Origin of the sequence: Streptomyces sp. NPDC058195, from assembly GCF_042883525.1 — a bacterium.
Taxonomy (GTDB): domain Bacteria; phylum Actinomycetota; class Actinomycetes; order Streptomycetales; family Streptomycetaceae; genus Streptomyces.
Genome location: NZ_JBHVVM010000011.1, coordinates 207,122 through 228,195, shown reverse-complemented (window position 1 = coordinate 228,195; position 21,074 = coordinate 207,122). Strand labels below are relative to the sequence as shown.

Annotated in this window: 14 protein-coding genes, 1 tRNA gene and 1 pseudogene; 10 read left to right on the top strand and 6 right to left on the bottom strand. The window is 72.6% G+C overall.

Annotated elements, in window-relative coordinates:
• The 4 genes from ACFVWY_RS16790 to ACFVWY_RS16775 form a co-directional block, all read left to right on the top strand.
• Positions 1 to 3,626, top strand: a 3,626-nt coding sequence (locus tag ACFVWY_RS16790) for a type I polyketide synthase (protein ID WP_389872441.1), incomplete at its 5' end; no start/stop codon positions are given.
• Positions 3,623 to 5,065: an MFS transporter gene (locus ACFVWY_RS16785; RefSeq protein ID WP_389872438.1), complete on the top strand. Its 1,443-nt coding sequence runs from the start codon at positions 3,623 to 3,625 to the stop codon at positions 5,063 to 5,065. The genes ACFVWY_RS16790 and ACFVWY_RS16785, both read left to right, overlap by 4 nt.
• Before the next feature lie 119 nt (positions 5,066 to 5,184).
• Entirely contained in the window at positions 5,185 to 6,642 is a 1,458-nt protein-coding gene (locus ACFVWY_RS16780) for a cytochrome P450 (protein WP_389872436.1), read from the top strand.
• A 104-nt stretch (positions 6,643 to 6,746) separates the two neighbouring features.
• Positions 6,747 to 7,445, top strand: coding sequence for a 4'-phosphopantetheinyl transferase (locus ACFVWY_RS16775; RefSeq protein WP_389872433.1), 699 nt, complete (start codon positions 6,747 to 6,749; stop codon positions 7,443 to 7,445).
• Here ACFVWY_RS16775 and ACFVWY_RS16770 read toward each other — a convergent pair.
• A pseudogene (locus ACFVWY_RS16770) lies at positions 7,445 to 7,639 on the bottom strand (IS4 family transposase); the annotation flags it as partial. The gene ACFVWY_RS16775 and the pseudogene ACFVWY_RS16770 sit on opposite strands and share 1 nt — an antisense overlap.
• Positions 7,640 to 7,839: 200 nt before the next feature.
• Between ACFVWY_RS16770 and ACFVWY_RS16765 the strand changes: the two are divergent.
• Complete coding sequence (locus tag ACFVWY_RS16765; protein ID WP_389872431.1) at positions 7,840 to 8,019, top strand: hypothetical protein; 180 nt, start codon at positions 7,840 to 7,842, stop codon at positions 8,017 to 8,019.
• Positions 8,020 to 8,384: 365 nt separating this feature from the next.
• Here ACFVWY_RS16765 and ACFVWY_RS16760 read toward each other — a convergent pair.
• Together ACFVWY_RS16760 and ACFVWY_RS16755 are read right to left on the bottom strand one after the other, a co-directional pair.
• Positions 8,385 to 8,458 (bottom strand) — tRNA-Pro (locus ACFVWY_RS16760).
• Positions 8,459 to 8,511: 53 nt separating this feature from the next.
• Complete coding sequence (locus ACFVWY_RS16755; RefSeq protein ID WP_389872429.1) at positions 8,512 to 11,145, bottom strand: ATP-binding protein; 2,634 nt, start codon at positions 11,143 to 11,145, stop codon at positions 8,512 to 8,514.
• A 107-nt stretch (positions 11,146 to 11,252) separates the two neighbouring features.
• Between ACFVWY_RS16755 and ACFVWY_RS16750 the strand changes: the two genes are divergently transcribed.
• Positions 11,253 to 11,753 carry a DUF309 domain-containing protein gene (locus ACFVWY_RS16750; protein WP_389872426.1) on the top strand — a complete coding sequence of 167 codons (501 nt, stop codon included), beginning with the start codon at positions 11,253 to 11,255 and terminating at the stop codon, positions 11,751 to 11,753.
• Positions 11,754 to 11,844: 91 nt separating this feature from the next.
• The gene (locus tag ACFVWY_RS16745; protein WP_389872423.1) at positions 11,845 to 12,357 is read left to right on the top strand and encodes a hypothetical protein; all 513 of its coding nucleotides are present in this window, start codon (positions 11,845 to 11,847) and stop codon (positions 12,355 to 12,357) included.
• Positions 12,358 to 12,364: 7 nt separating this feature from the next.
• Here the strand turns inward: ACFVWY_RS16745 and ACFVWY_RS16740 are convergent, their stop codons facing one another.
• Genes ACFVWY_RS16740 through ACFVWY_RS16730 form a run of 3 tightly spaced genes read right to left on the bottom strand, consistent with a single transcriptional unit; the run spans position 12,365 to position 16,492 of the window.
• On the bottom strand, positions 12,365 to 13,600 hold the full coding sequence (locus ACFVWY_RS16740; protein WP_389872420.1) for an FAD-dependent oxidoreductase: 1,236 nt from the start codon (positions 13,598 to 13,600) through the stop codon (positions 12,365 to 12,367).
• Positions 13,597 to 15,039, bottom strand: coding sequence for an NAD(P)/FAD-dependent oxidoreductase (locus ACFVWY_RS16735; protein ID WP_389872484.1), 1,443 nt, complete (start codon positions 15,037 to 15,039; stop codon positions 13,597 to 13,599). The genes ACFVWY_RS16740 and ACFVWY_RS16735 overlap by 4 nt, the downstream gene beginning before the upstream one ends.
• 19 nt (positions 15,040 to 15,058) lie before the next feature.
• Positions 15,059 to 16,492, bottom strand: a complete 1,434-nt coding sequence (locus tag ACFVWY_RS16730; protein ID WP_389872417.1) for an FGGY family carbohydrate kinase — start codon at positions 16,490 to 16,492, stop codon at positions 15,059 to 15,061.
• Between the two features lie 480 nt (positions 16,493 to 16,972).
• Here ACFVWY_RS16730 and ACFVWY_RS16725 point away from each other — a divergent pair, with 480 nt between their 5' ends.
• From ACFVWY_RS16725 to ACFVWY_RS16715, 3 genes are all read left to right on the top strand, one after another.
• Positions 16,973 to 17,980 carry a hypothetical protein gene (locus ACFVWY_RS16725; protein ID WP_389872414.1) on the top strand — a complete coding sequence of 336 codons (1,008 nt, stop codon included), beginning with the start codon at positions 16,973 to 16,975 and terminating at the stop codon, positions 17,978 to 17,980.
• Between the two features lie 109 nt (positions 17,981 to 18,089).
• The gene (locus ACFVWY_RS16720) at positions 18,090 to 19,619 is read left to right on the top strand and encodes an amino acid permease (RefSeq protein ID WP_389872411.1); all 1,530 of its coding nucleotides are present in this window, start codon (positions 18,090 to 18,092) and stop codon (positions 19,617 to 19,619) included.
• A 204-nt stretch (positions 19,620 to 19,823) separates the two neighbouring features.
• On the top strand, positions 19,824 to 20,927 hold the full coding sequence (locus ACFVWY_RS16715; RefSeq protein WP_389872408.1) for a substrate-binding domain-containing protein: 1,104 nt from the start codon (positions 19,824 to 19,826) through the stop codon (positions 20,925 to 20,927).
• Positions 20,928 to 21,074 lie beyond the last annotated feature (147 nt).

The window sequence follows — 21,074 nt, the reverse complement described above, 5'->3', positions numbered from 1 at the left end:
GCCTCGTCCTCACCCCCACCCTGCGCACCCGCCAGCCCGAAACCCACACCTTCGCCACCTTCCTCGGCCACGTCCACACCGCCGGAATCCCCATCGACTGGCAGACCTACTACGCCAACACCGGCGCCCGCACCACCAACCTCCCCACCTACGCCTTCCAGCACGAGCACTACTGGCTCAGCACGAACGGCAGCACCGGCGACGTCACCGCGGCTGGGCTCGGACAGATCGATCACCCGGTGCTCGCCGCCTGCGCCCAGGTCGGCGACCGTGACGAGTGGCTGTTCACCGGGCGCATCTCGGCCCCTGCACAGCCCTGGGTCGAGGACCACGTGGTCCTCGGGACCGTCATCGTCCCCGGCACGGCGCTGGTGGAGCTGGCGCTCGCCGCGGGACACCGGGCCGGCACGCCCGTACTCGACGAGCTGGTCATGGAGGCGCCGCTCCTGCTGAACGGCAACGCGTCCGTTCAGCTCCAGGTCGTCGTCGGCGAGAGCGCACCGGACGGCCGTCGCGAGGTCGCCCTCTACTCACGCGCCGAGGACCACGCGGAGGGCGAGGTCCGTGAAGTGACCTGCCACGCCCGTGGAACGCTGTCCGCCGAGGTAGGGCATCCCTCGGTCTGGGCCGCGCAGTGGCCGCCCGCCGGAGCCGAGCCCTTCAGCGCCGAGGCCCTGTACGACCGTCTCGCCGGCATCGGGTTCGACTACGGTCCGGCCTTCCAGGGCGTGCAGGCCGCCTGGCGTGCAGGCGATGCGGTCTACGCCGAAGTCGCTCTGCCTGAGGGCCATGCCGAGACCGCCGGTGGGTTCGGCATCCACCCGGCCCTCTTCGACGCCTCCCTGCACAGCGGTCTGGACTGGCTGCTTCAGGGTGACGGGCCCTCGGTGGGCCTGCCGTTCTCGTGGGCGGGCGTTCGGCTCGGCGAGACCGGCCGGGACCGGGTCCGGGTCCGGATCGCCTCTGCGGGTGAAAACGCGCTCCGTGTCGATGTCGCCGGAGAGCGGGGCGAGCCCGTCGTCAGCGTGGCGAAGCTGGCCTTCCGTCCGGTGAGCCGGGAGCAGTTGGAGGCGGCCCAGGGAGGGCGGCAGAACTCTCTGTTCCGGATCGACTGGACGGCCGCGCCCGCCCCACGTGACACGGCGAAGGCCGACATCACCGTGCTGGGCGGGGAATACGGGGATCTGGCGGAGCTCGGCGCTGCCGTGGCCTCGGGGCGTCCGGCGCCGGAGCTGGTGGTCGCGGTGGTGGAGTCCGCCGATGCCACCGTCCGCGAGGTCACCGAGCGGACGCTGACGCTGCTCCAGCAGTGGCTGGCGGCCGACGCGCTCGCCGACGCCCGCCTCGTCATCACCACCCGCAACGCCATCGCCACCGCCCCGGGTGAAACCCCCGAGCTGGCGCAGGCGCCGGTCTGGGGCCTCGTCCGCAGCGCCCAGTCCGAACACCCCGACCGGTTTCTCCTCGTCGACATCGAGGACGACACCGACACCACGGGCATGGACTGGACCGCACTCGCGGGCCTGGACGAACCGCAGCTCGCCATCCGCGCCGGGCGCACCCTGGTCCCCCGCCTCACCCGCGCCGACGCGCCCGCGCCCGCCCCGGACCGGGTCCTGGATCCGGAGGGCACGGTCCTGATCACCGGCGGCACCACCGGCCTCGGCGCCCTCTTCGCCAAGCACTACGCAAAGACGTACGGAGCCAAGCACCTCCTCCTGGTCAGCCGACGCGGCACCAACGCACCCGGCGTCACCCAACTCGTCACCGAACTCACCCACCTCGGCGCCCACGTCGACATCGCCGCCTGCGACGTCACCAACCGCGACGAACTCGCCCACCTCATCAACACCCTCGAACACCCCCTCACCGCCGTCATCCACGCAGCCGGCATCCTCGACGACGCCACCATCGAAACCCTCACCCCCAGCCAACTGGCCCGCGTACTGGGCCCGAAGGCCCAGGCCGCCCTCCACCTCCACGAACTCACCACCCACCTCGACCTCTCCTCCTTCGTCCTCTTCTCCTCCGTCGCCGCGATCATCGGCAGCCCCGGTCAGGCCAACTACGCCGCCGCCAACGCCACCCTCGACGCCCTCGCCGCCCACCGGCAGGCCGCGGGCCTGCCCGCCACCTCCCTCGCCTGGGGCCTGTGGGGCGAAGCCGGCGGTATGGGCGGCACGCTCGACGAAGCCGAGCTCGCCCGCCTCGAACGCGCGGGTGTCGGAGCCCTCAGCGTCGAACAGGGTGTGGACCTCTTCGACCAGGTGCTGCGGCGCACGGACACCCATCTGTCCGTTCCCGTGCGTCTGGACATGGCGGCACTGCGGAACCAGGCCCGCGCCGGAATGCTCCCCGCCCTCCTGCGCGGCCTCGTCCGCACCCCCACCCGAACCAGCACGCACACCACCACGACCACCGCCTCACTCGTCCAGCGACTCGCCGCCGCAACCGAGAACGACCGCACACACATCGCCGTCGAACTCGTCCAAACCCACGTCGCAGCCGTCCTCGGACACACCACACCCGACACCGTCGACCCCGAACGCGCCTTCAAGGACCTCGGCTTCGACTCCCTCGGCGCCGTCGAACTCCGCAACCGCCTCACCCAGGCCAGCGGCATACGACTCCCCTCCACCCTCGTCTTCGACCACCCCAACCCCACCGCCGTCGCCCACCACCTCCTCACCGAAATCAGCGACACCCTCACCACCGCGGCCGCCCTCAGCGAGGTACCCGCGTCCGCGGCGGCGGCCCTGCCGGGCGGCACGGGAAGCCGGTCCGTTCTCGGCACCCTGGGAACGCTGCTGCGCCACGCGCACACCTCGGGTTCGATCCGGCACACGGTGCCGCTGCTGACCGAGGCCTCGCGCTTCCAGAGCTCGTTCGCCTCCGCTGCCGAGCTCGGGGACACCCGTGGGTACGTCGTCCGGCTCGCGTCCCGGCAGGACGGGGAAGCCACCGGTGACACGGCCGAGAAACGGCTGAAGATCGTCTGCGTTCCGTCCTTCGTGGTCGGTTCGGGCCCGCACCAGTTCATGCGGTTCGCGGACCAGTTCGAAGGTCGACGGGACGTCTACGTCTGCACCCTGCCCGGCTTCCGCGGCGGAGAGCCCGTACCGGCCACCTGGGAGGCGGCCGTCGACGTCCTTGAGCAGGCGATCCGGCACGCCGTTGGCGACGACCCGTTCGTGCTCGTCGGCTACTCCATCGGCGGGGTGGTCGCCCACTCCCTCTCGGCCCGGTTCGAGGCCTCCGGGGCCTCCCCGGTTCCCCTGGTGATGATCGACACTCCGACCCCGGAGGGAGAGGAGGAGACCGACCGGGTCTTCTCGATGGTGATGACGGAGATCCTGAGCCGCGAGGACGCCGCCATCGTCGTCGACGACGCCAACTGGCTCTCCATGGGCACGTACATGAGGCTCCTCACGGAGCGCCCGGCCGCCGGGATCTCCGCGCGCAGCCTCCTCATCCGCGCCGGTGAACTCCTCGGCGACACCGGTCAGTCCTGGCCGGCCTGGCAGATCACCGACGACGACGTGGAGGTCGCCGCCGACCACTTCGCCCTGATCGAATCGGCGTCCGCGGACACCGCGAACGCCACGGAGAGGTGGATCGAAGCATGAGCCCCCATCACACCACCGGCCGGGCCGCCCCGGCCCCCGCACCTGCTTCCGGGCCGGTGTCCGAGGTCCTCGCCGCCCGGCGGGGGCTGTCCATCGCCGTGGTCCTCACCGGGGTCTTCGTCTCGTCCCTGGACCTGTTCATCGTCAACATCGCCTTCCCGGAGCTGGCCCGGTCCTTCCCGGACTCCTCCCTCGGCGACCTCTCCTGGGTACTGAGCGCGTACGCGATCGCCTTCGCCGCGCTGCTGATGCCCGCCGGGTCCTGGGCCGACCGGTCCGGCCGCAAGCGGGCGTTCATCGCCGGGTTCGTCCTGTTCACGATCGCCTCGGCGGCCTGTGCCTTCGCGCCGTCCCTGGGCGTGCTCGTCGCGGCCCGGATCGCGCAGGCCGTCGGCGGCGCGCTGATGCTGCCCAGCTCGCTCGGGCTGATGCTGCCGCTGTTCCCGGCGCACAAGCGCGGTGCCGCGGTCGGCCTGTGGGCGGCCATGGGCGGCGCGGCCGCCGCGGCCGGACCGCCGGTGGGCGGGCTCCTGGTCCAGGCGGACTGGCGCTGGGTGTTCCTGGTCAACCTGCCCCTCGGGCTCGTCGCCGTCCTGGTGGCCTGGCGGGTCCTTCCCGAGATCCGGGACAGTGGCCGCTCGGCCCCGGACGTGACCGGCGCGCTGGTGCTGGCCGCGGCCATCGCGGCCGTGGTCGCCGCGATCGTGCAGGGCGAGTCCTGGGGCTGGGGCAGTGCCCGGGTGCTCGTACTGACTGCGGCAGGCGCGCTCGGTCTCGCGTACAGCGCCCTGCGGGTCCTGCGCCACCCCTCGCCGATCGTGGAACCCGCCGTCCTGCGCATCCGCTCGGTGGTCTTCGGAGACCTGGCCACCCTGTTGTTCTTCTCGGGCTTCGGGGCGATGATCCTGGGCTCCACCCTGTTCCTCACCCAGGTCTGGGGGCACTCCGTCCTGCGGGCCGGGATGGAGATCGCGCCCGGCCCGCTGATGGCAGCCGCGTGCGCGGTCCCCGGCGGGATCCTCGCCTCCCGCTACGGAGCCCGCTGGGTCGGATTCGCCGGCAGCGTGCTGTTCGCCGTCGGAGGCGCCTGGTGGGCCGCCGCGACCGCCGTCGCCCCGGACTACGCGTCCGCGTTCCTCCCGGCGGGCATCGTCGCCGGCATCGGCTCGGGGCTGGTCCTGCCCAGCCTGTCGGGGGCGGCGACCCTGCCGCTGCCACCGGAGCGCTTCGCCACCGGCACGGCCCTGATGTCGATGTGCCGCCAGGTCGGCCTCGCCCTGGGGGTCGCCGTGGTCGCGGCCGTCCTGGGCTCCCGGCCCGCGCTGGCCGAGTTCCACGCCACCTGGCTGTTCATGGCGGGCTGCGGGCTGGCCGGTGGCCTCGCGATGCTCCTCATCGGCACGGGACGCGCCCCCGCGGCTGCCGCGCCCGCACCTTGACCCGTACCCCGGCAGCACCCCAGCACCCCCAACACCCCAGCACGTCAGCACCCGCGCGCAGGGGCGGGCGGACGACACCGCCGCCCGCCCCGCGCACCTCGAAAGGATGAACGGCAGTCATGAACACTCCCCAGCAGGCGGATCCCGCGAACGGAACGGCCGGAGAGACGCCCGCCGCGGCCGGATGCCCCGTGGACCACACCGCGGCCGCCGCTCCCCGCACCCGGCCTGCCCTCCCCGCCGAGGCTCTGCCCGGGCCCAAGATGTCGGCGCTGCGGCAGATCCTCTCGTACTGGAAGAACCCCGCGGACTTCGTGGAGAGCTGCCAGGACCAGTACGGGGACCGCTTCGCCCTCCGCATCCGGGTTCCTCCCCGCCCGCTGTACGTGCTCTCCGCCCCCGAGGACATCAAGCAGATGTTCCTGGCCCCGGCCGACGTACTGCACACCGGGACCGGCTCGGCCACGATCGAGAAGTTCACCGGGCAGTCCGGGCTGGCCTGGCTGGACGAGGACGCCCACAAGACCCGCCGCAAGCTGCTGATGCCGAGCTTCCACGGCAAGGCGCTGAACCGCATCGAGGAGTCGGTCAGCCGCATGGCCGTCGAGGAGGTGGCGAAGTGGCCGCGGAACGAGGCCATGCCGCTGCACCCGCTGGTGCACCGCTTCACCCTGAACGTGATCCGTGAGGTCATCTTCGGACGGGTGGTGCCCGCCCAGTGGGACGAGCTCCTCGAAGTCCTCATCGGGATGATGAAGTTCAACAACAGCATGGCGTCGGCCATGATGATCCACAAGATGTCCCCCGCGGCGGTGCGCGTGCTGCGCATGATCCGCCCGCTGGGGCTGGACGAGTTCCTGACCCTGCGCGAGCGCGCCAACGCCCTCATCGCCGGGGCCGTCGCGGACCGCCGGGCCGTGGGGGACCTCGACAACGACATGCTCTCGGTGCTCCTCGGCATCACGCACGAGGACGGCACCCCCCTCTCCCAGACCGAACTGCGCGACGAGATGATGACCATCTTCCTCGCGGGCACCGAGACGACCGCCGCCGCCATCTCCTGGGCCTTCGAGTTCCTCAGCCGTGAGCCCGAGGCGCTGGAGCGGCTGGTCGCGGAGATCGACGCGGGCACGGAGGACGCGTACCTGACCGCCACCGTCCAGGAGGTGCTCCGGGTACGTCCCTCGATCCCGCAGATCATCCCCCGGACCGTCGTCAAGCCCATCGAGATCGGCGGGGTCCGCTTCGAGCCGGGCATGGTCCTGTGGGCGAGTGCCTACCTCATGAACCGCGACCCCCAGCTCTACCCCGAGCCCGGCCGGTTCCGCCCGGAGCGCTTCCTCGGGAACAAGCCGGGCGTCTACACCTGGATCCCGTTCGGCGGCGGCCGGATCCGCTGCATCGGCGACAAGATCGCGCTGCTGGAGATGAAGACCGTCCTGCGCGAGGTGCTGGGCAACTGCGAGCTCCACCGCACCGACCCCGCGCCGGAGGCCACGAAGAGCCGCAGCGTCTCCACCCTCCCCGCGAGGGGCGCCTTCCTGGAGCTGCGCCCCCGCACCCGCGTCGGGAGCTGAGCCACCGGGCGGCGGGCACTTCCCCCTGGCCCGCCGCCCGCCGCCCGCACCCGGCACCCGGCACCCGGCACCCGGCAGCATCCGGTGGAAAGGAGTACACCCCCGTGCTCAAGGAGATACTGCCCCCCGGCGCTGTGGCCGCGGAGTCCTTCGGGGATCCGCCCCCCGGCACGCTGGCGCCCGGCGAGGGACTGCTGCCGGAGGAAGAGCCCCTGGTGGCACACGCCGTACCGGCCCGGCGCGCCGAGTTCACCACCGTACGAATCTGCGCCCGACGCGCCCTGTCCGGGCTGGGCCAGCCACCGGTCCCGGTGACCGCGGACGGCCGGGGAGCACCCCGGTGGCCCGTCGGCGTGATCGGGAGCCTCACCCACTGCACCGGCTACCGCGCGGCGGCGGTGGCCCTGGCCTCCCCCGGCCTACGCTCCCTGGGCGTGGACGCGGAACCACACCGCGCGCTTCCGGACGGGGTCTTGGAGACCGTCGCCCTGCCCTCCGAGCGGCGCGCGCTGACGGCGCTGACGCGACGGGCCCCCGCGACCGCCTGGGACCGGATTCTCTTCAGCGCGAAGGAAAGCGTCTTCAAGGCCTGGTACCCCCTGACGAAGGAACAACTGGCCTTCGAGGAAGCTGAACTGACCCTGTCCGCGACCACCCCCCGGACAGGCACCTTCGAAGCCCGCCTCCTCCGCCCGGGCCCCCTCCTGGACGGCCACCCCCTCACCACGTTCAAGGGCAGCTGGTCACTGCGCGGCGGCCTGATACTGACCGCGGTCGCGGTCGGCCCCGGCCACGGCACGTGACCCGGAGCGGTCGTCACCGTGATGTGCGCATCGGTGATCCTCAGCCGGGTCTCGTTGGTCCTGGCCAGGTATGACCTGTCCGGCAGGAGTACCGGCGTGCGGGTGTCCGGGTTCCCTTGAGGCGTGCCAGCGGCTGTGCCCCGGTACCCGCAAGCCTTCGCGAGGAAGTCGTCGGAGTCGAAGCTCCGGCCGTTGTCACGGCGGGCGTGGGAGGTACCGGACCGTTCGCGCGGACGAGGGCTCCTGGGACCATGCCCGGCGCCCGAAGTCCTTTTCGCCGCACCAGAGTCCGGCCTCGTGGGACACCGTCACGGGCAAGCTGGGCGAAGACCGGCCGCCGCGTCCGATCGCTGGCTGGCTCGCCCGCACCGTCGCGCCCGAGGACGGTATGCAGGTGTCTCACGAGACGATCTGCGAAAGCCTGTTCATCCGGGACCGAGGCGTACTGAAGAAGGAACTCGTCTCCCCTGTGCGCCGCCAGCGCACGATGCGCCGCCCGAAGAACGCCTCCACCGCAGGTCAGCAGCGCGGCTGCGTCCGCGACGCGGTCTCCATCCGCGAAACGCCCCGCTGAGGCCGGAGAACCGGGCTGTTCCCGGCCACAGGGAAGGCGGCCTGATCACCGGTGCGAAGACCAGCCCTATCGCCACGCGGTCGAACGCCACTCCCCGCGTCGCGCTCGTCCGGGACGCAGGCAAGGACACCACCAGCGTGATCTCTGCCCTCAGGTCCGTACCCGGACATACGCAGAATCACGGCCGCAGGGGCGGCACTCTCGGCCCGCTTCAGTGGACTGCGCGCACCGCGCTCACTGCCGAGCCCCATCGTCCTGACCGCTGGGCCTGGCCGAGGACACCGGTCCCCAACTGGTCCCTAAAAATGATCAAGGGCCGGTTTCGGATTTCTCCCAAACCGGCCCTGACCCACGACTGTCTCCAGTCGGGACGACAGGATTTGAACCTGCGACCCCTTGACCCCCAGTCAAGTGCGCTACCAAGCTGCGCCACGTCCCGGCGCGAAACACCTTCCCGGTTCCACCGGGCGGCTTCGCAGGACAAACATTACCTCACTCCGAGGACCGGATCGACGCCCGTGCCTGGTGGGCGCGGTTCGCCAGGGATTCCGCGCCGCAGGCGGTGGCCAGTTTGTACGCTCGGGCGAGTTCCCGCGGGGAGCGGATGGCGATGCCGTAGTCGACGAGGGCCAGCGCGTGTTCGTACGCGGCCGGGGACGACTCCAGGTGGCGGACCGACTCGGCCAGCAGGCGGGTGGCCTCCTCGGGAGCGGCGAAGAGGGCCAGGCAGCGCAGGGCCTCGCCGATCGCGGTCTCCGTGCCGAACCGTTCGGCGTGCACCCGTGCGGTTCCGGCGAGCTGGGCGGCTCGGGCCGGGTCCTCCTCGGCCAGGGCTCGGGCGAGGTCACCGGCCCAGGGGGCCCACACGCCGTTGAACCTGCCACGGGGTTCGAGGCCGTGACCGGCCGCTTCGAGCTCGGCGACCGCCTCCTTCGTACGGCCTTCGGCCAGCAGCAGCCGGCCGCGTACGCACGGGCCGTCGGGGAGCACCATCGCGCTGGGGTACGGCGCTCCGAATCCGTAGCGGTCGGCGATCTCGCGGGCGTCGGTGACCCGGCCCCGGGCGACCAGGGTGTCGATGAGCAGGCAGGCCGCGTCCCAGTGGACCGGCAGTCCGCTGCCCACACGGTCGGCGAGGCGCAGACCTTCGCGCAGGAAGCCCTCGGCCTCCGCCAGCCTGCCGCGACGACGGTGGACCAGCCCGAGCAGGGTGTGCGCGAACGCCAGGTGCGCGCCGCTCCAGCCGGAGATCTCGAAGGCCCGCACGGCCTCGCCGAAGAGTTCCTCGGCGCGGTCGAGCTGGTCGGTGAAGGCGTAGGTGATGCCGACCAGGGTCGGCAGCTCGAAGCCCCACTCGGTGTCGGTCCAGCCGAGTCCCCGGGCCGGGCGCCCGTCGACCAGGGCGCGTTCGCAGAGGTCGACGACGAGCTGGGCGTTCTCGCCGCGCAGCATGGAGTCGAAGGCCCGGAGGGTGAGCAGGGCGCGTTCGGCGTTGTCGCGGCCGTGCAGGTGGTCGGCGTTGCGGGCGAGCCGGGCGGAGCGGCCGGGGCCGTCGTCCTCGGTGGCCTGCATGCCCTCCCAGAGGAAGTGGGCGGCCTGGAGCCGCATCAGGCCGGGGCCCGGTGCGGTACGGGCGGCTTCCGCGGCGAGCGCGCTCGCGGCCTCCTTGAGCTGGTTGTTGTGCGAGTGCGCGGCCGCGAGCCGGTAGGTGGCGTCCACGCGCTGGTCGTCGTCGAGTCCGGGCATGCCGAGGGCGTCGCGCAGGTGCTGGACGGTGGTGGCCGGGGAGCTGAGCAGGGTGGCGCAGCCCAGCTCGTACAGGAGGGTGGCCTTCACGCGCTCGCGCGGGGGTTCCTTCAGGGCTCGTTCGAGGCAGCGGCGGGCGGCTTCCGGGGCACCGACGGCGAGGTGTTGCTTGGCCGCTTCGCGGAGCTGCTCGACGAGTTCCTGGTCGTCGTCCGGGTGGACCTCCAGCAGGTGCCGGGAGGCCGCGGCAGGGCCGAGCCCGGCCCTGCTGATCGCCCAGGCGGCCCGGCCGTGCATGGCGGTGCGGGTGGCCGGCGGGATGGAGCGGTAGACCGCGCTCGCGATGAGCGGGTGGACGAACTCCAGCGGGTCGAAGCCGGTGACGATCCGTGCCTCGCGCAGCCGCGCGGTGCAGTCGGCGGCCTCGGCCGAGGTCATTCCGGCCAGGGTGGCGGCCAGGTCCTGGGAGATGTCCGTGCCGAGGACGGCCGCCGCCCAGGCGAAGCGGGTGGCGTTGGTGCCGAGCCGTTCGAGCCGGGCGACGAGTCCGCTGCCGCGTGCGGAGGCGCCGAGCTCGCGCAGCAGTCCGGCCGACTCGTCCAGCGGCACCAGCTCGCGGTCCTGCACCTTGGCGACGAGCTCGACCGCCTCGTACGGGTTGCCACCGGTGACGGCCCACACCTCGCGGCAGAAGGGGTCGTCCGCGTGTTCGCCCAGGGCCGCGCGGACCAGTTCGGCGGTGGCGTCCGGGGTGAGGGCGCGCAGCGCGACCCGGACCTGGGCGGGATGGGCGCCGCCCAGCCCGCCGTCCTTCTCGCGGGCGGCCAGCTCCTCGGGGCGGTGGGCCTGGACGACCAGGACCGGGAGTTCACCGAGGCGGGCGGTGAACGAGGCGAGCCAGGCGAGGGATTCGCCGTCCGCCCAGTGCGCGTCGTCGATGACGAGCAGCAGCGGACGATGGCTCAGCCGGGAGGCGAGGCGGCCGACGACGAAGTCCAGGCCGTCGCGCACGCCCTGCGGGTCGGGCTGCGGGCCGGTCGGCTCGGCCAGTCCGAGGGCGGGTGCGGCGACCTCGTACCAGGGGCCGAACAGGGTCCGGACCTCGTCGGGCGGGAACCGGTCGAAGGCGGGCTGGAGCAGTTGGCGCACGACGTGGAACGGCACGGAGGTGACCGTTTCGCCGCCGCGTGCGGACCAGACCGTGCAGCGGTCGGCGGCCATCGCCTGGATCTCGCCGAGCAGCGCGGTCTTGCCGATGCCGGCCTCACCGCTGAAGATCAGCAGTCCGCCGACGGCTTGGGCACCGCAGAGTGCGTCCACCGCCTGCGCGGCGACGGCGAGTTCCGGTTCGCGTTCGTACAGCGGCCGGGACGGCTTCATCCCTACCCTCCCCAGGGGTGGTGCGTGTGGATTCGACACTAGTCGTGAACGGTGGTCGACGGACAGTGGTTCGGACAGTTCACCGCGGGTGCGGGCACAATCGAGGAGTGGACGAGAAACGCAGGGACCGCGACGCCGGGGGCAGGGCGCGCAACGCGCGCCCGCGCGACGGGCTGGGCCGCCCGCTTCCGTACGGGAGCACGGGGATCGCGCGGCAGCCGGAGGGGGTGGTGCGCACTCCCGAGGAGACCGTGCGCGAGGCACAGCGGCTGCTGGACGCGGGGATGCCGTTCCACGCGCACGAGGTGTTCGAGGACGCGTGGAAGTCGGGTCCGGAGGCGGAGCGGGAGCTGTGGCGCGGGCTCGCGCAGCTGGCGGTGGGGCTGACGCACGCCGCCCGGGGCAATGCGACGGGCGGGGCGCGGCTGCTGCGGCGCGGCGCGGCGGCGCTCGGCGGCTTCGCCTCGGCCCGGCCGTACGGGATCGGCGTCGCGGAGCTGATCGGCTGGGCCGAGGAACTGGCGGAGCAGGTGGCGCGGGAGGCCGCGCCGGACCGGGGTGTCGACCCGGTGGCGCGGGCTCCGCGGCTGCGCGGCCCGGTGCGGTGAGAGGCCGGGAGCGGCCCGCACCGCGGCGGATTCGCCGCCCGTCGCGCCGAGCGGCGAACAGGGCGGCCCGCAGCCATTACGATCGCGCGTCATGAGCACTTCTGACCAGGAGCAGGACCGGACCGTGCGGGGCCCCATAGCGGCGGACGCGGACGTCGCGAAGGCAAAGACGGAGGCGGAGGCGGGCACGGACCCGGACGCCGGTACCGAGGCGGGCGCGGGCGCGGATGCCGGTACCGAGGCGGACGCGGGCGCGGATACAGACGCCGGTACCGAGGCGGATGCGGATGCGGATGCGGATGCGGATGCGGAGAACGATCCCGGGGCGGCCGACGGGGCCGGTGGCCGGAAGCTGACGCCGCGCCAGGCAAGACGGCTGCGGATGGTCCTCTCGGCGCTGGGCATGGCCGCGATGGCGGTGGTCCTCGCGCTGCGGATCGCCAGCCGGTCGTCCGTCCTGGTGGTCGGGGTGTACGGGCTGGCGCTGATCCTGTGCGGGATCGTGATCGAGCTCAGCCGCAACGGGCGTACCCGGCTCGGGAGCTGGCTGCTTGCCGTGGGCCTGGTGGCGGCGATCGGCTCGGACTGGCTGCTGATTCCCTGACGCACGGTCAGCACACCGAGATCCGTACGGTGCCGCCGTCCCGTTCGGCCCGGTCGAGCCAGTCGGCGCGCAGCGGGAACGAGCGGCCCGGCTCGGCGGGCCGCAGCAGTCGCCGACGGTACAGTTCCCGGCCGTCCTGCCGGACGACGAGCAGCGGCGCGGTGAGCCTTCGCTCGGTGCGCAGCAGGAAGCGGCCGCCGGGCGGGAGGGTGCCGTCGGGGCCGACGAGGTTGGGTGCGACCCAGCGCAACGGGGCGTCGACGGCGACGGCCGGTCGGCCGGTGGGCCACGCGCCGGTGGTCAGGTGGTGCAGGACGGGGGCGGCGACCGCACGTCCCTCGGCGAGGGCGTAGCCCGCGCTCTCCACGCCGTGCAGCAGATTGCCGACGGCGAAGACGCCGGTCCGGTCGGTGCGGTGGGCCGGGTCGTAGGCGGGGCCCCGGGTGCCGGGGTCGAGGGTGACGGCTCCGCGCCGGGCCAGTTCGTGCTCGGGGAGCCAGTCGCCGGTGAACACGACGGTGCCGCAGCGCAGGGTGGTGGTCCGGCCGTCGTGGTGGCGGACGGCGACGCCGGTGAGCCGTTCCCGGCCGGTGAGCGCGGTGACGGTGGTACGTGTGAGGAGCGGGGTGCGGTCGCCGCCGCGGGTCAGGGCGGTGAGCGGGGCGGGCGGCTGGTCGGTGACCAGGGCGACGACTCGCGCGCCCGCGGCGCGCAGGGTGTCGGCCGCGGCACGGCCGATGGGCCCGTCACCGATGACGACCGCGCGGCCGCCGATGCGCCGCCCGTGGAGATGGACGGCCTGCTGGAGTTCGCCGGTGGTGTAGACGCCGGGCGGGCGGCTGCCGGGGACGAGCCGGGCGCTGCGGGGGCGTTCGCGGGCTCCGGTGGCGAGGACGACCGCACGGGCGGTGATGCGTTCGAGGCCGGTCGGTGCGGTGGTGTCCACGGTGAGCGGTCCTGCCCAGCCGGTGACGGTGACGCCGGTGCGCAGGGCTGCTCCGGCGTGCAGTGCGGTGGTGACACAGCTTCGGGCGTACGCGGGTCCGGTGGCCGTTCCGCGGCCGAGGGTCCGGCCGCCGAAGCCGCCGTGGTGGCAGTGGCGGGGGATGCCGCCCGCGCTCTGTTCGCGTTCCAGGATCTCGACGCGGCCCGCGCCGGACGCGGCGAGTTCGGCCCCGGCGCCGAGTCCGGCCGGGCCGCCCCCGATGATCAGGACGTCGACGGTGCGTTCGTGCCGGTTCATGACCGGGCCTCCTCGAACAGGGCGCGGACCGCGGCCCCGCAGTAGAACCCCTGGCACCGGCCGTTGCCCGCGCGTGTTCTGCGGCGCAGTCCGTCCAGGGAGCCCGGTGGCACGGTGCTCGACAGGGCGTCCCTGATCTCGCCCGCGGAGACGCGTTCACAGTGGCAGACCAGGGTGCCGTACGCGGGGTCGCGGGCGATGAGCCCGGCGTCCTGGTAGGGGCGGGGGAAGGCTTCGCCGAGGTTGGGCAGGGTGACGGGCGGCAGTTCGGAGGGTTCACCGAGGTCGAGGCCCGCCGCGCCGAGCAGTTCCACGACATGGGCGGCGATGGCCATGGAGGCGGTGAGCCCGGTGGAGCGGATGCCTCCGACGGTGATGTGGCGCTCGTCGGGCCGGGAGCGGATGCGGTAGTCCTCCTGGCCGGTGGCGGCGCGCAGTCCGGCGTAGACGGCCGTGACCTCCTCGTCAAGGAGCTCGGGCAGGATGCGGCGGCCCTTCTCGCGCAGCAGGCGGAGGGCGTCGGCGGTCGATCCGGTGGCGGTCTTGTCGTCGATGTCCTCGGCGGTGGGGCCGAGCAGCACGTTGCCGAAGACGGTCGGCGCGACCAGCACGCCCTTGCCCGCGGCGGTGGGGACCGGAAGCAGGATGTGGCGGACCAGGTCCCGGGCGAGCTTGTCGAAGACGAGGAGCTGGCCGCGGCGCGGGGTGACGGTGAACTCGTCGTGGCCCAGCAGCCGGTCGATCTCGTCGGCGTACAGTCCGGCGGCGTTGATCAGGTGGCGGGTGCGCAGTGCGCCCCGGGTGGTGGTGAGGGTGTGGAGGCCACCGGCGCTGTCGATGCCCCGGACCCGGAAGTTGAGGTGGAGGTGGACTCCGGCGCGTACGGCCTGGGTGGCGTAGGCGAGCGGGGTGGTCCAGGGACAGATGACGCTCTCGTCGGGGATCTCCAGGGCGCCGAGGGCGCCGGGGCCCAGCCGGGGTTCGCGGGCACGCAGTTCCTCGGCGTCCAGGAGACGGGCCGCGTGGTACTCGTTCTGCTCCGCCTTGGCCAACAGGGCGGGCAGCGCGGCGAGTTGTTCGTCGTCCCAGGCGACGAGCAGGGCGCCGACGCGTTCGACGGGGATACCGGTCTCGGCGGCGTAGGCGCGCAGCCGGCGCTGTCCTTCACGGACGAGCCGGGCCTCCAGGGTGCCGGGCACGGCGTCGAAGCCGGTGTGCAGGATGGCGGTGTTGGCCTTCGAGGTGCCGTCGGCGATGTCGCCGGACGCCTCGACCAGCGCGATGCGCAGGGGATGGCGGGCCAGTTCGCGGGCGAGGGCGGTGCCGACGACTCCCCCGCCGATGACGGTCACGTCGTAGGCCGGGGCCCCGGTGCCGGAGCCCGTTCCCGGCAGGTTTGCCGTCGGCAGGGGTCCGGTGGTGGTGATCGTGGTGCGCATGGCGTTGCTCTCGTACGTGTCAGGCATGGTCCAGCAGGGTCTGTACGCCGGTGCGGAACGCGGCGAGCCGTTCGGCGGCCCGGTCGACACCGATGCGGGGTTCGTAGACGGTGACGGGCTTCCACTCGGGGACGGCCTCGCGGACCGTGAGGTGCGGGTCGAGGCCGAGCCGGGCGACCGCTCCGACGCCGAGCGCGGTGGCATCGGGCAGCGCGGACACCTCGACGGGCCGTTGCAGCAGGTCGGCCTGGGTCTGCATGAGGAGCGCGGAGCGGGTCAGGCCGCCGTCGACGCGGAGCGAGGTGAGCGGTGCGCCGAGGTCGGCGGCGACCGCCTCGGTGAGCTCGACGACCTGGGCCGCGATGCCTTCGCACAGGGCGCGCACCAGGTGGCCCTTGGCGGTTTCGAGGCCGAGTCCGGTTACCGATCCGCGCAGGTCGCCGCGCCACCAGGGGGCGGCGAGCCCGGCGAGCGCGGGGACGAAGGTGACGCCGCCGGAATCGGGGACCGTACGGCCGACGGGGTCGAGGTCGGCCGCGCCGGAGATGACGCCGAGGCCGGTCAGCCAGTCGACGGCGGACGCGGCGGTGTAGACCTGGCCGTCGAGGCAGTAGGCCGTACGGTCGCGAAGCCGCCACGCCACGCAGCCGGCCAGCCCGGTGGAACCGCGGCGCGGGTCGCGCCCGGTCTGGGCGAGCAGGAAGGCGCCCGTCCCGTAGGTGCACTTGGCGTTGCCGGGATCCAGGGCGTTCTGGGCGAGGAGGGCCGCCTGCTGGTCGACGAGGAGTCCGGTCAGCGGGAGTTCGCCGCCGAAGGCGGTCGTCGTGCCGACCGTCCGGTCGCAGTCGACGACGTCCGGCAGGCGTTCGTCGCCGAGGCCGAAGAGCTCCAGGGCCCGGGGCGACCAGCCGACCTGGTCGAGGTCGAGGAGCTGGGTGCGTCCGGCGGTGGCCGCGTCGGTGACGAACGCACCGGTCAGCTGGTGTACGAGCCAGGCGTCGGTGGTGGTGACGACGCCTTCACGGGTCAGCTCCCGGCGGATCCAGGCCATCTTCGGTGCGGCGAAGTACGGATCGAGGGGCAGGCCGGTGAGCTGGGTCAACTCCTCGTTGTGCTGGTCGAGTCCGGCGCAGAGGGCTGCGGAACGGCGGTCCTGCCAGACGATCGCTTCGGTGAGCGGGCGCCCGGTGGCCCGGTCCCAGGCGAGCACCGTCTCCCCCTGGTTGGCGAGGCCGACCGCATGGACCGGTTCGCCTGCCTCCTGTACCGCCCGGCGGCCCGCTTCGAGGACCGAGCCGAGCAGTGTGGCGGGATCCGCCTCCACCGCTCCCCCCGGACCGTGGCGGACGGAGACGGGAACGGAAGCGGATGCGATCACGCCGCGCTCGGGACAGATCACCAGCGCCTTCGTCCCCGATGTGCCCTGGTCCACGGCGAGTACCGGGCCTGTCATCGACTCTCCAGCGGTGCGGAAGCCCGGCCGGCGCGGAGGCCCGGCGGCTTGAACGAAATCGTGATCACTGAACTCGCGGCCCAGAGTGGTGCAGACCACCGCGTACGTCAAGGGCCGACCGGCCCTTGACCGGAACTGCACGAACATTCAGTTCAACTTTGAACGTCCGCTTGAATGAACGTACTTGAGTAAGATCCGCGAATTGGTCCGGAGACCGGTGGCAGTGGCCTTACACTCACCGCCGAGCAACAACCGGGCGCTTTCGAGTAGTTCGTTTCTCGACAGCTGCTTCACCCCCCACGTCCTTGAGGATTGATGAGATCGAAACCCTGTCCCACGCACCGCTCCACAGGCTCCCGGGCCTTCCGCGTCAGCATGGGCTCCATGCCGCCACCGGGCTGCGTGACGTGCTGAGAAGATCTATTGACCGTCGCGTTGCGGCCTGCGGTCCGGCCTGTCGTCCGAGGACAGGGCAGGTCCATGGCCAACAGTGATTTCCGGCCGGTCTATCATCCAGCCGGCCATGACAACGATCTGCGGGCCGCGTTACAGGATCTGCGCACGGGACGCTGGATGTCCATGCGCAACCTCCTGGAGAACACACCGGACTGGACCCTGTGGACCCAGCGCACCCAGGTGCTGGGCGCGGTGGCGGCTGGTTCGGACGCCGTGCAGGCCTGGCTGGCCGAGGAGCCGAGGAGCATCGCCGCCGCGGTGATGCAGGCGCGGGTCGTCGTCGAACGTGCGGTGCGCGCACACCGCGAGGGCCACCACCGGGCCCGCGAGCTGTGGCAGGAGGCCTGGCAGGCCTGCCGGACGGCGGCGAACGCCTCACCCGTGGACCCGGTGCCCTGGGTCTGTCTGCTGGCCCTGTCCCAGCTGGACGAACAGCAGCAGCTGGAGGAGCACCGGCTGCATCCGCCGGGGCCGATGCTCTTTCCCGGGCCGTGGGGGCTGCTGGCGGAGGCCGACAAGCGCGATCCTTTCAACCGCGAGGCCTACCACCGGATGCTCCAGTTCGTCTACGCGCGCAAGGCCGGAGGATCCCTCTCGGAGGCGGTCAACTTCGTTCAGTGGGCAGCCTCTTCGGCCCCGGACGGCTCCGCGCTGCACGCGTTGCCGCTCTATGTGCGAGTCGAGCGCTACCGTCGCGAGCAGGGGCACGAGAAGGCCCTCGACCTGCACTGGGTCACCGAGGACGCGGAGCGCGACGCGGCCCGTGCGCTGGAGCTCTGGTTCCGCCGTACGCCTGCGGCCTCGCGCTCGCTGCTCGACCTGAACTACCTGGCGCACGCCTTGTGGGGCGCGCTCCAGTTCGCCGACGCGGCAGCGGTGTTCGAGGCGCTCGGACCGTATTTCACATCGGTCCCCTGGGCGTACCGCACCCGGGACCGCAAGGGCCCGGGGGACGCAGAGGACGTCTTCCTCCGCGCCCGCGGCCGCTGCCTGTCCGCTCCCCGTACCCCCGGACGGGGGCCGCGCCGCTGAGTGACGGCCCCGCGCCGCCGGGTCCGTCCGGTGGCTCCGGGCCGGTTTCCGTCCGCCCCCTTTTTTTCGTACGTCCCCCTTTTCCGTACCGCTCATGGAGGTTTTCCCGATGTCCATATCCACCCCGGCCCAGTCGGGTGCGGAGGCCATGCCGCCGAGGGACGAGGAGGAGCGGCTGCGCGAGCTCGGCTACCAGCCCGTTCTCGCCCGCCGGATGGGCGGCTTCGGCAACTTCGCCATCAGCTTCTCCGTCATCTCGATCCTCTCCGGCTGCATGACCCTGTACGGCTTCGGCATGTCGACCGGCGGTCCGGCCGTGATGCTCTGGGGCTGGGCCGGTGTCGGGCTCTTCGTGCTCTGTGTGGGCATGGCACTCGCCGAGGTCACCAGCGCCTACCCGACCTCGGGTGCGCTGTACTACATGGCGGACCGGCTGGGCGGGCGCAAGTGGGGCTGGTACACCGGCTGGCTGAATCTGCTCGGCCTGCTGGGTGCCATCGCGGGCATCGACTACGGCGCGGCGCTGTTCACCGGCGCGTTCATGAACCTGCAGTGGGGATTCACCCCCACCCCCGGCAAGACGATGCTCATCTTCCTCTGCATCCTGCTGCTGCACGCGGTGCTGAACCTCTTCGGTGTCCGCCTCGTCAGTGTGCTGAACTCCATCAGCGTGTGGTGGCACCTCATCGGTGTCGCGGTGATCGTCACCGTGCTCGCGGTGGTGCCCTCGCACCACCAGTCGCCCTCGTTCGTCTTCACCGAGTTCGTCAATGACACGGGCTGGCACAACCCGCTGTACGTGGCGGCGATCGGTCTGCTCCTCGCCCAGTACACCTTCTGCGGCTACGACGCCTCCGCCCACCTGTCGGAGGAGACGTCGAACGCCTCCGTGACCGCCGCCAAGGGCATCGTCCGCGCGATCTGGGTCTCGTGGATCGCCGGATTCGTGCTGCTCGCCGGGCTGACCTTCGCCATCCAGGACTACGCGGGCACCCAGAACAGCCCCACCGGGGTGCCTCCGGCGCAGATCCTGATCGACGCGCTGGGCACCTCCGGGGCCACCGCGATGCTGCTGATCGTGATCGCGGCGCAGCTGTTCTGCGGCAACGCGGAGGTCGCCGCCGCGAGCCGGATGGTCTTCGCGTTCAGCCGCGACAACGCGCTGCCCGGCTCGGCGCTGTGGCGCAAGGTGAGCGGCCGTACCCAGACGCCCGCCAACGCGGTGTGGCTGTCGGTCGCCGTCGCCGCGGTGCTGGCGGTGCCGTCGCTGTACTCCGCCACCGCGTACGGTGCGGTGACCGCGATCAACGTCATCGGGATCACACCCGCCTACGCGATCCCGATCTTCCTGAAACTGCGCTCCGGCCACCGGTTCGAGCGCGGACCCTGGCACCTGGGACGGTGGAGCAGGCCGATCGGCTGGATCGCCGTGGTGTGGGTCGCCATCGTGACCGTGCTGTTCCTGCTTCCGCAGTCCTCCCCGGTGACGGTCGACTCGATGAACTACGCCTCGATCGCGCTGATCGCGGTGCTGGTGCTGGCCACCATCTGGTGGTTCGTCGCCCGCCGTTCGTACAGCACACCGTCGGCGTACGGGAACGCCCGCGAGCAGGCGGAGATCGAGGAAGGCATCGTCTGACCCGGCTCTGCCGCCCGGTCCTCCTGGCGCCTTCGGCCCTTCCGGCTTTCTCAGCCCTTCCGGCCGTTTTGGCCCTCCGGCCCTCCCGGACCGCTGCCCGTGACGGGCGGCGGTCCGGGAGGGCCGATCGCTATGCTGCGAGCCGAACGCCTGCCGAAAGCGTTCAAACGAACAGTGCGGCGGTACGACGAGGGAGCCAGCAGTATGCGGGAGCCGGTGGAACTGAGGCGGCGGCGAATCCTGTCGGTGGTGGAATCGCGCGGTGCCGTCAGGATCGCCGTGCTCGCGGCCGAGCTGGACGTATCGGTGGTCACGGTCCGGCGGGACGTCGAGGAGCTGGCCCAGACCGGCCGACTGCGTCGCGGACACGGGGTGGCCCGCCCGGTACGCGATCCGGAGCTGGCCCCGGCGGTCCCGGAGAGCCGGGACCGCGAACCGTCACAGGACGCCGGGGCGGTCGCGCTGGTCGTACCGGAGCGGCACTCCTATCTGTACGAGACCCTGCACGGTGCCCGCTCCGCGCTGGAGGAGTCCGGCGTCCGGATCGCCCTGCACATCGCACCCCCGTCGCCCGGCGCCGAACGCTCCCTGGTCGGGCGGGCGCTGGCGGACGGGGTGCGCGGGCTGCTGATCGCGCCGCGCTGGCCCGGACTCCGCGCGGAGGAGCGGGACCACGACTGGCTGGCCGACGTGGGGGTGCCGACGGTCCTGATGGAACGGCGGCCCCGGCCTGGCAGCCCGCTGCACGCCCTGGACTCCGTCTGTTCCGATCACTGGTACGGCACGCATCTCGCCGTGGAGCATCTGGTCGCGCTGGGGCACCGCCGGATCGTGCTGGCCGCCCGCGACGACAGCCCGACGGCGCGCAGTGTCCGCGCCGCGTTCGCCGAGATCGCCGCGGCCCGCCCCGAGGTGACGGACTGGACGGTGGTGCTGAGCTCGCCGCAGGCCGCGGCCGACGGCCGGGGAGCGGCGACCGATCTCCCCGCGCTGCTGCGGGAGCGGGGCGCGACGGCGGCCGTGCTGCACGGCGACGTGGACGCGCTGATGCTGGTTCAGCGGCTGGCGGAGAGCGGGATGGAGGTGCCCCGGGACTGTTCGGTGGTGGCGTACGACGACGGGGTCGCGGCGCTGGGCAGCCCGCCGCTGACCGCGGTGGCTCCGCCGAAGGCGGAGATCGGCCGGGCCGCCGCCGAACTGCTGCTGCACCGGCTGTCCGGGGCGGGCGGCCCGGTGCGCCGGACGGAGCTGTTGCCCACGTTGGAGGTGCGGGGATCGGCACGGGCGCGGCAAGCCGACATCGACTGATCGTTTGACCGCTTTATTTTCTTCTGATCGATCTATTGACCAGTTCCGATCAGCCGATCAGGATTCCCCTGAGCCGTTCCGGCGGCCGGGGGAGGCACCCCTGTCCGGCCGAGCCGTCGATCCGTGCTCGGAGAACCGGCCGTCCGC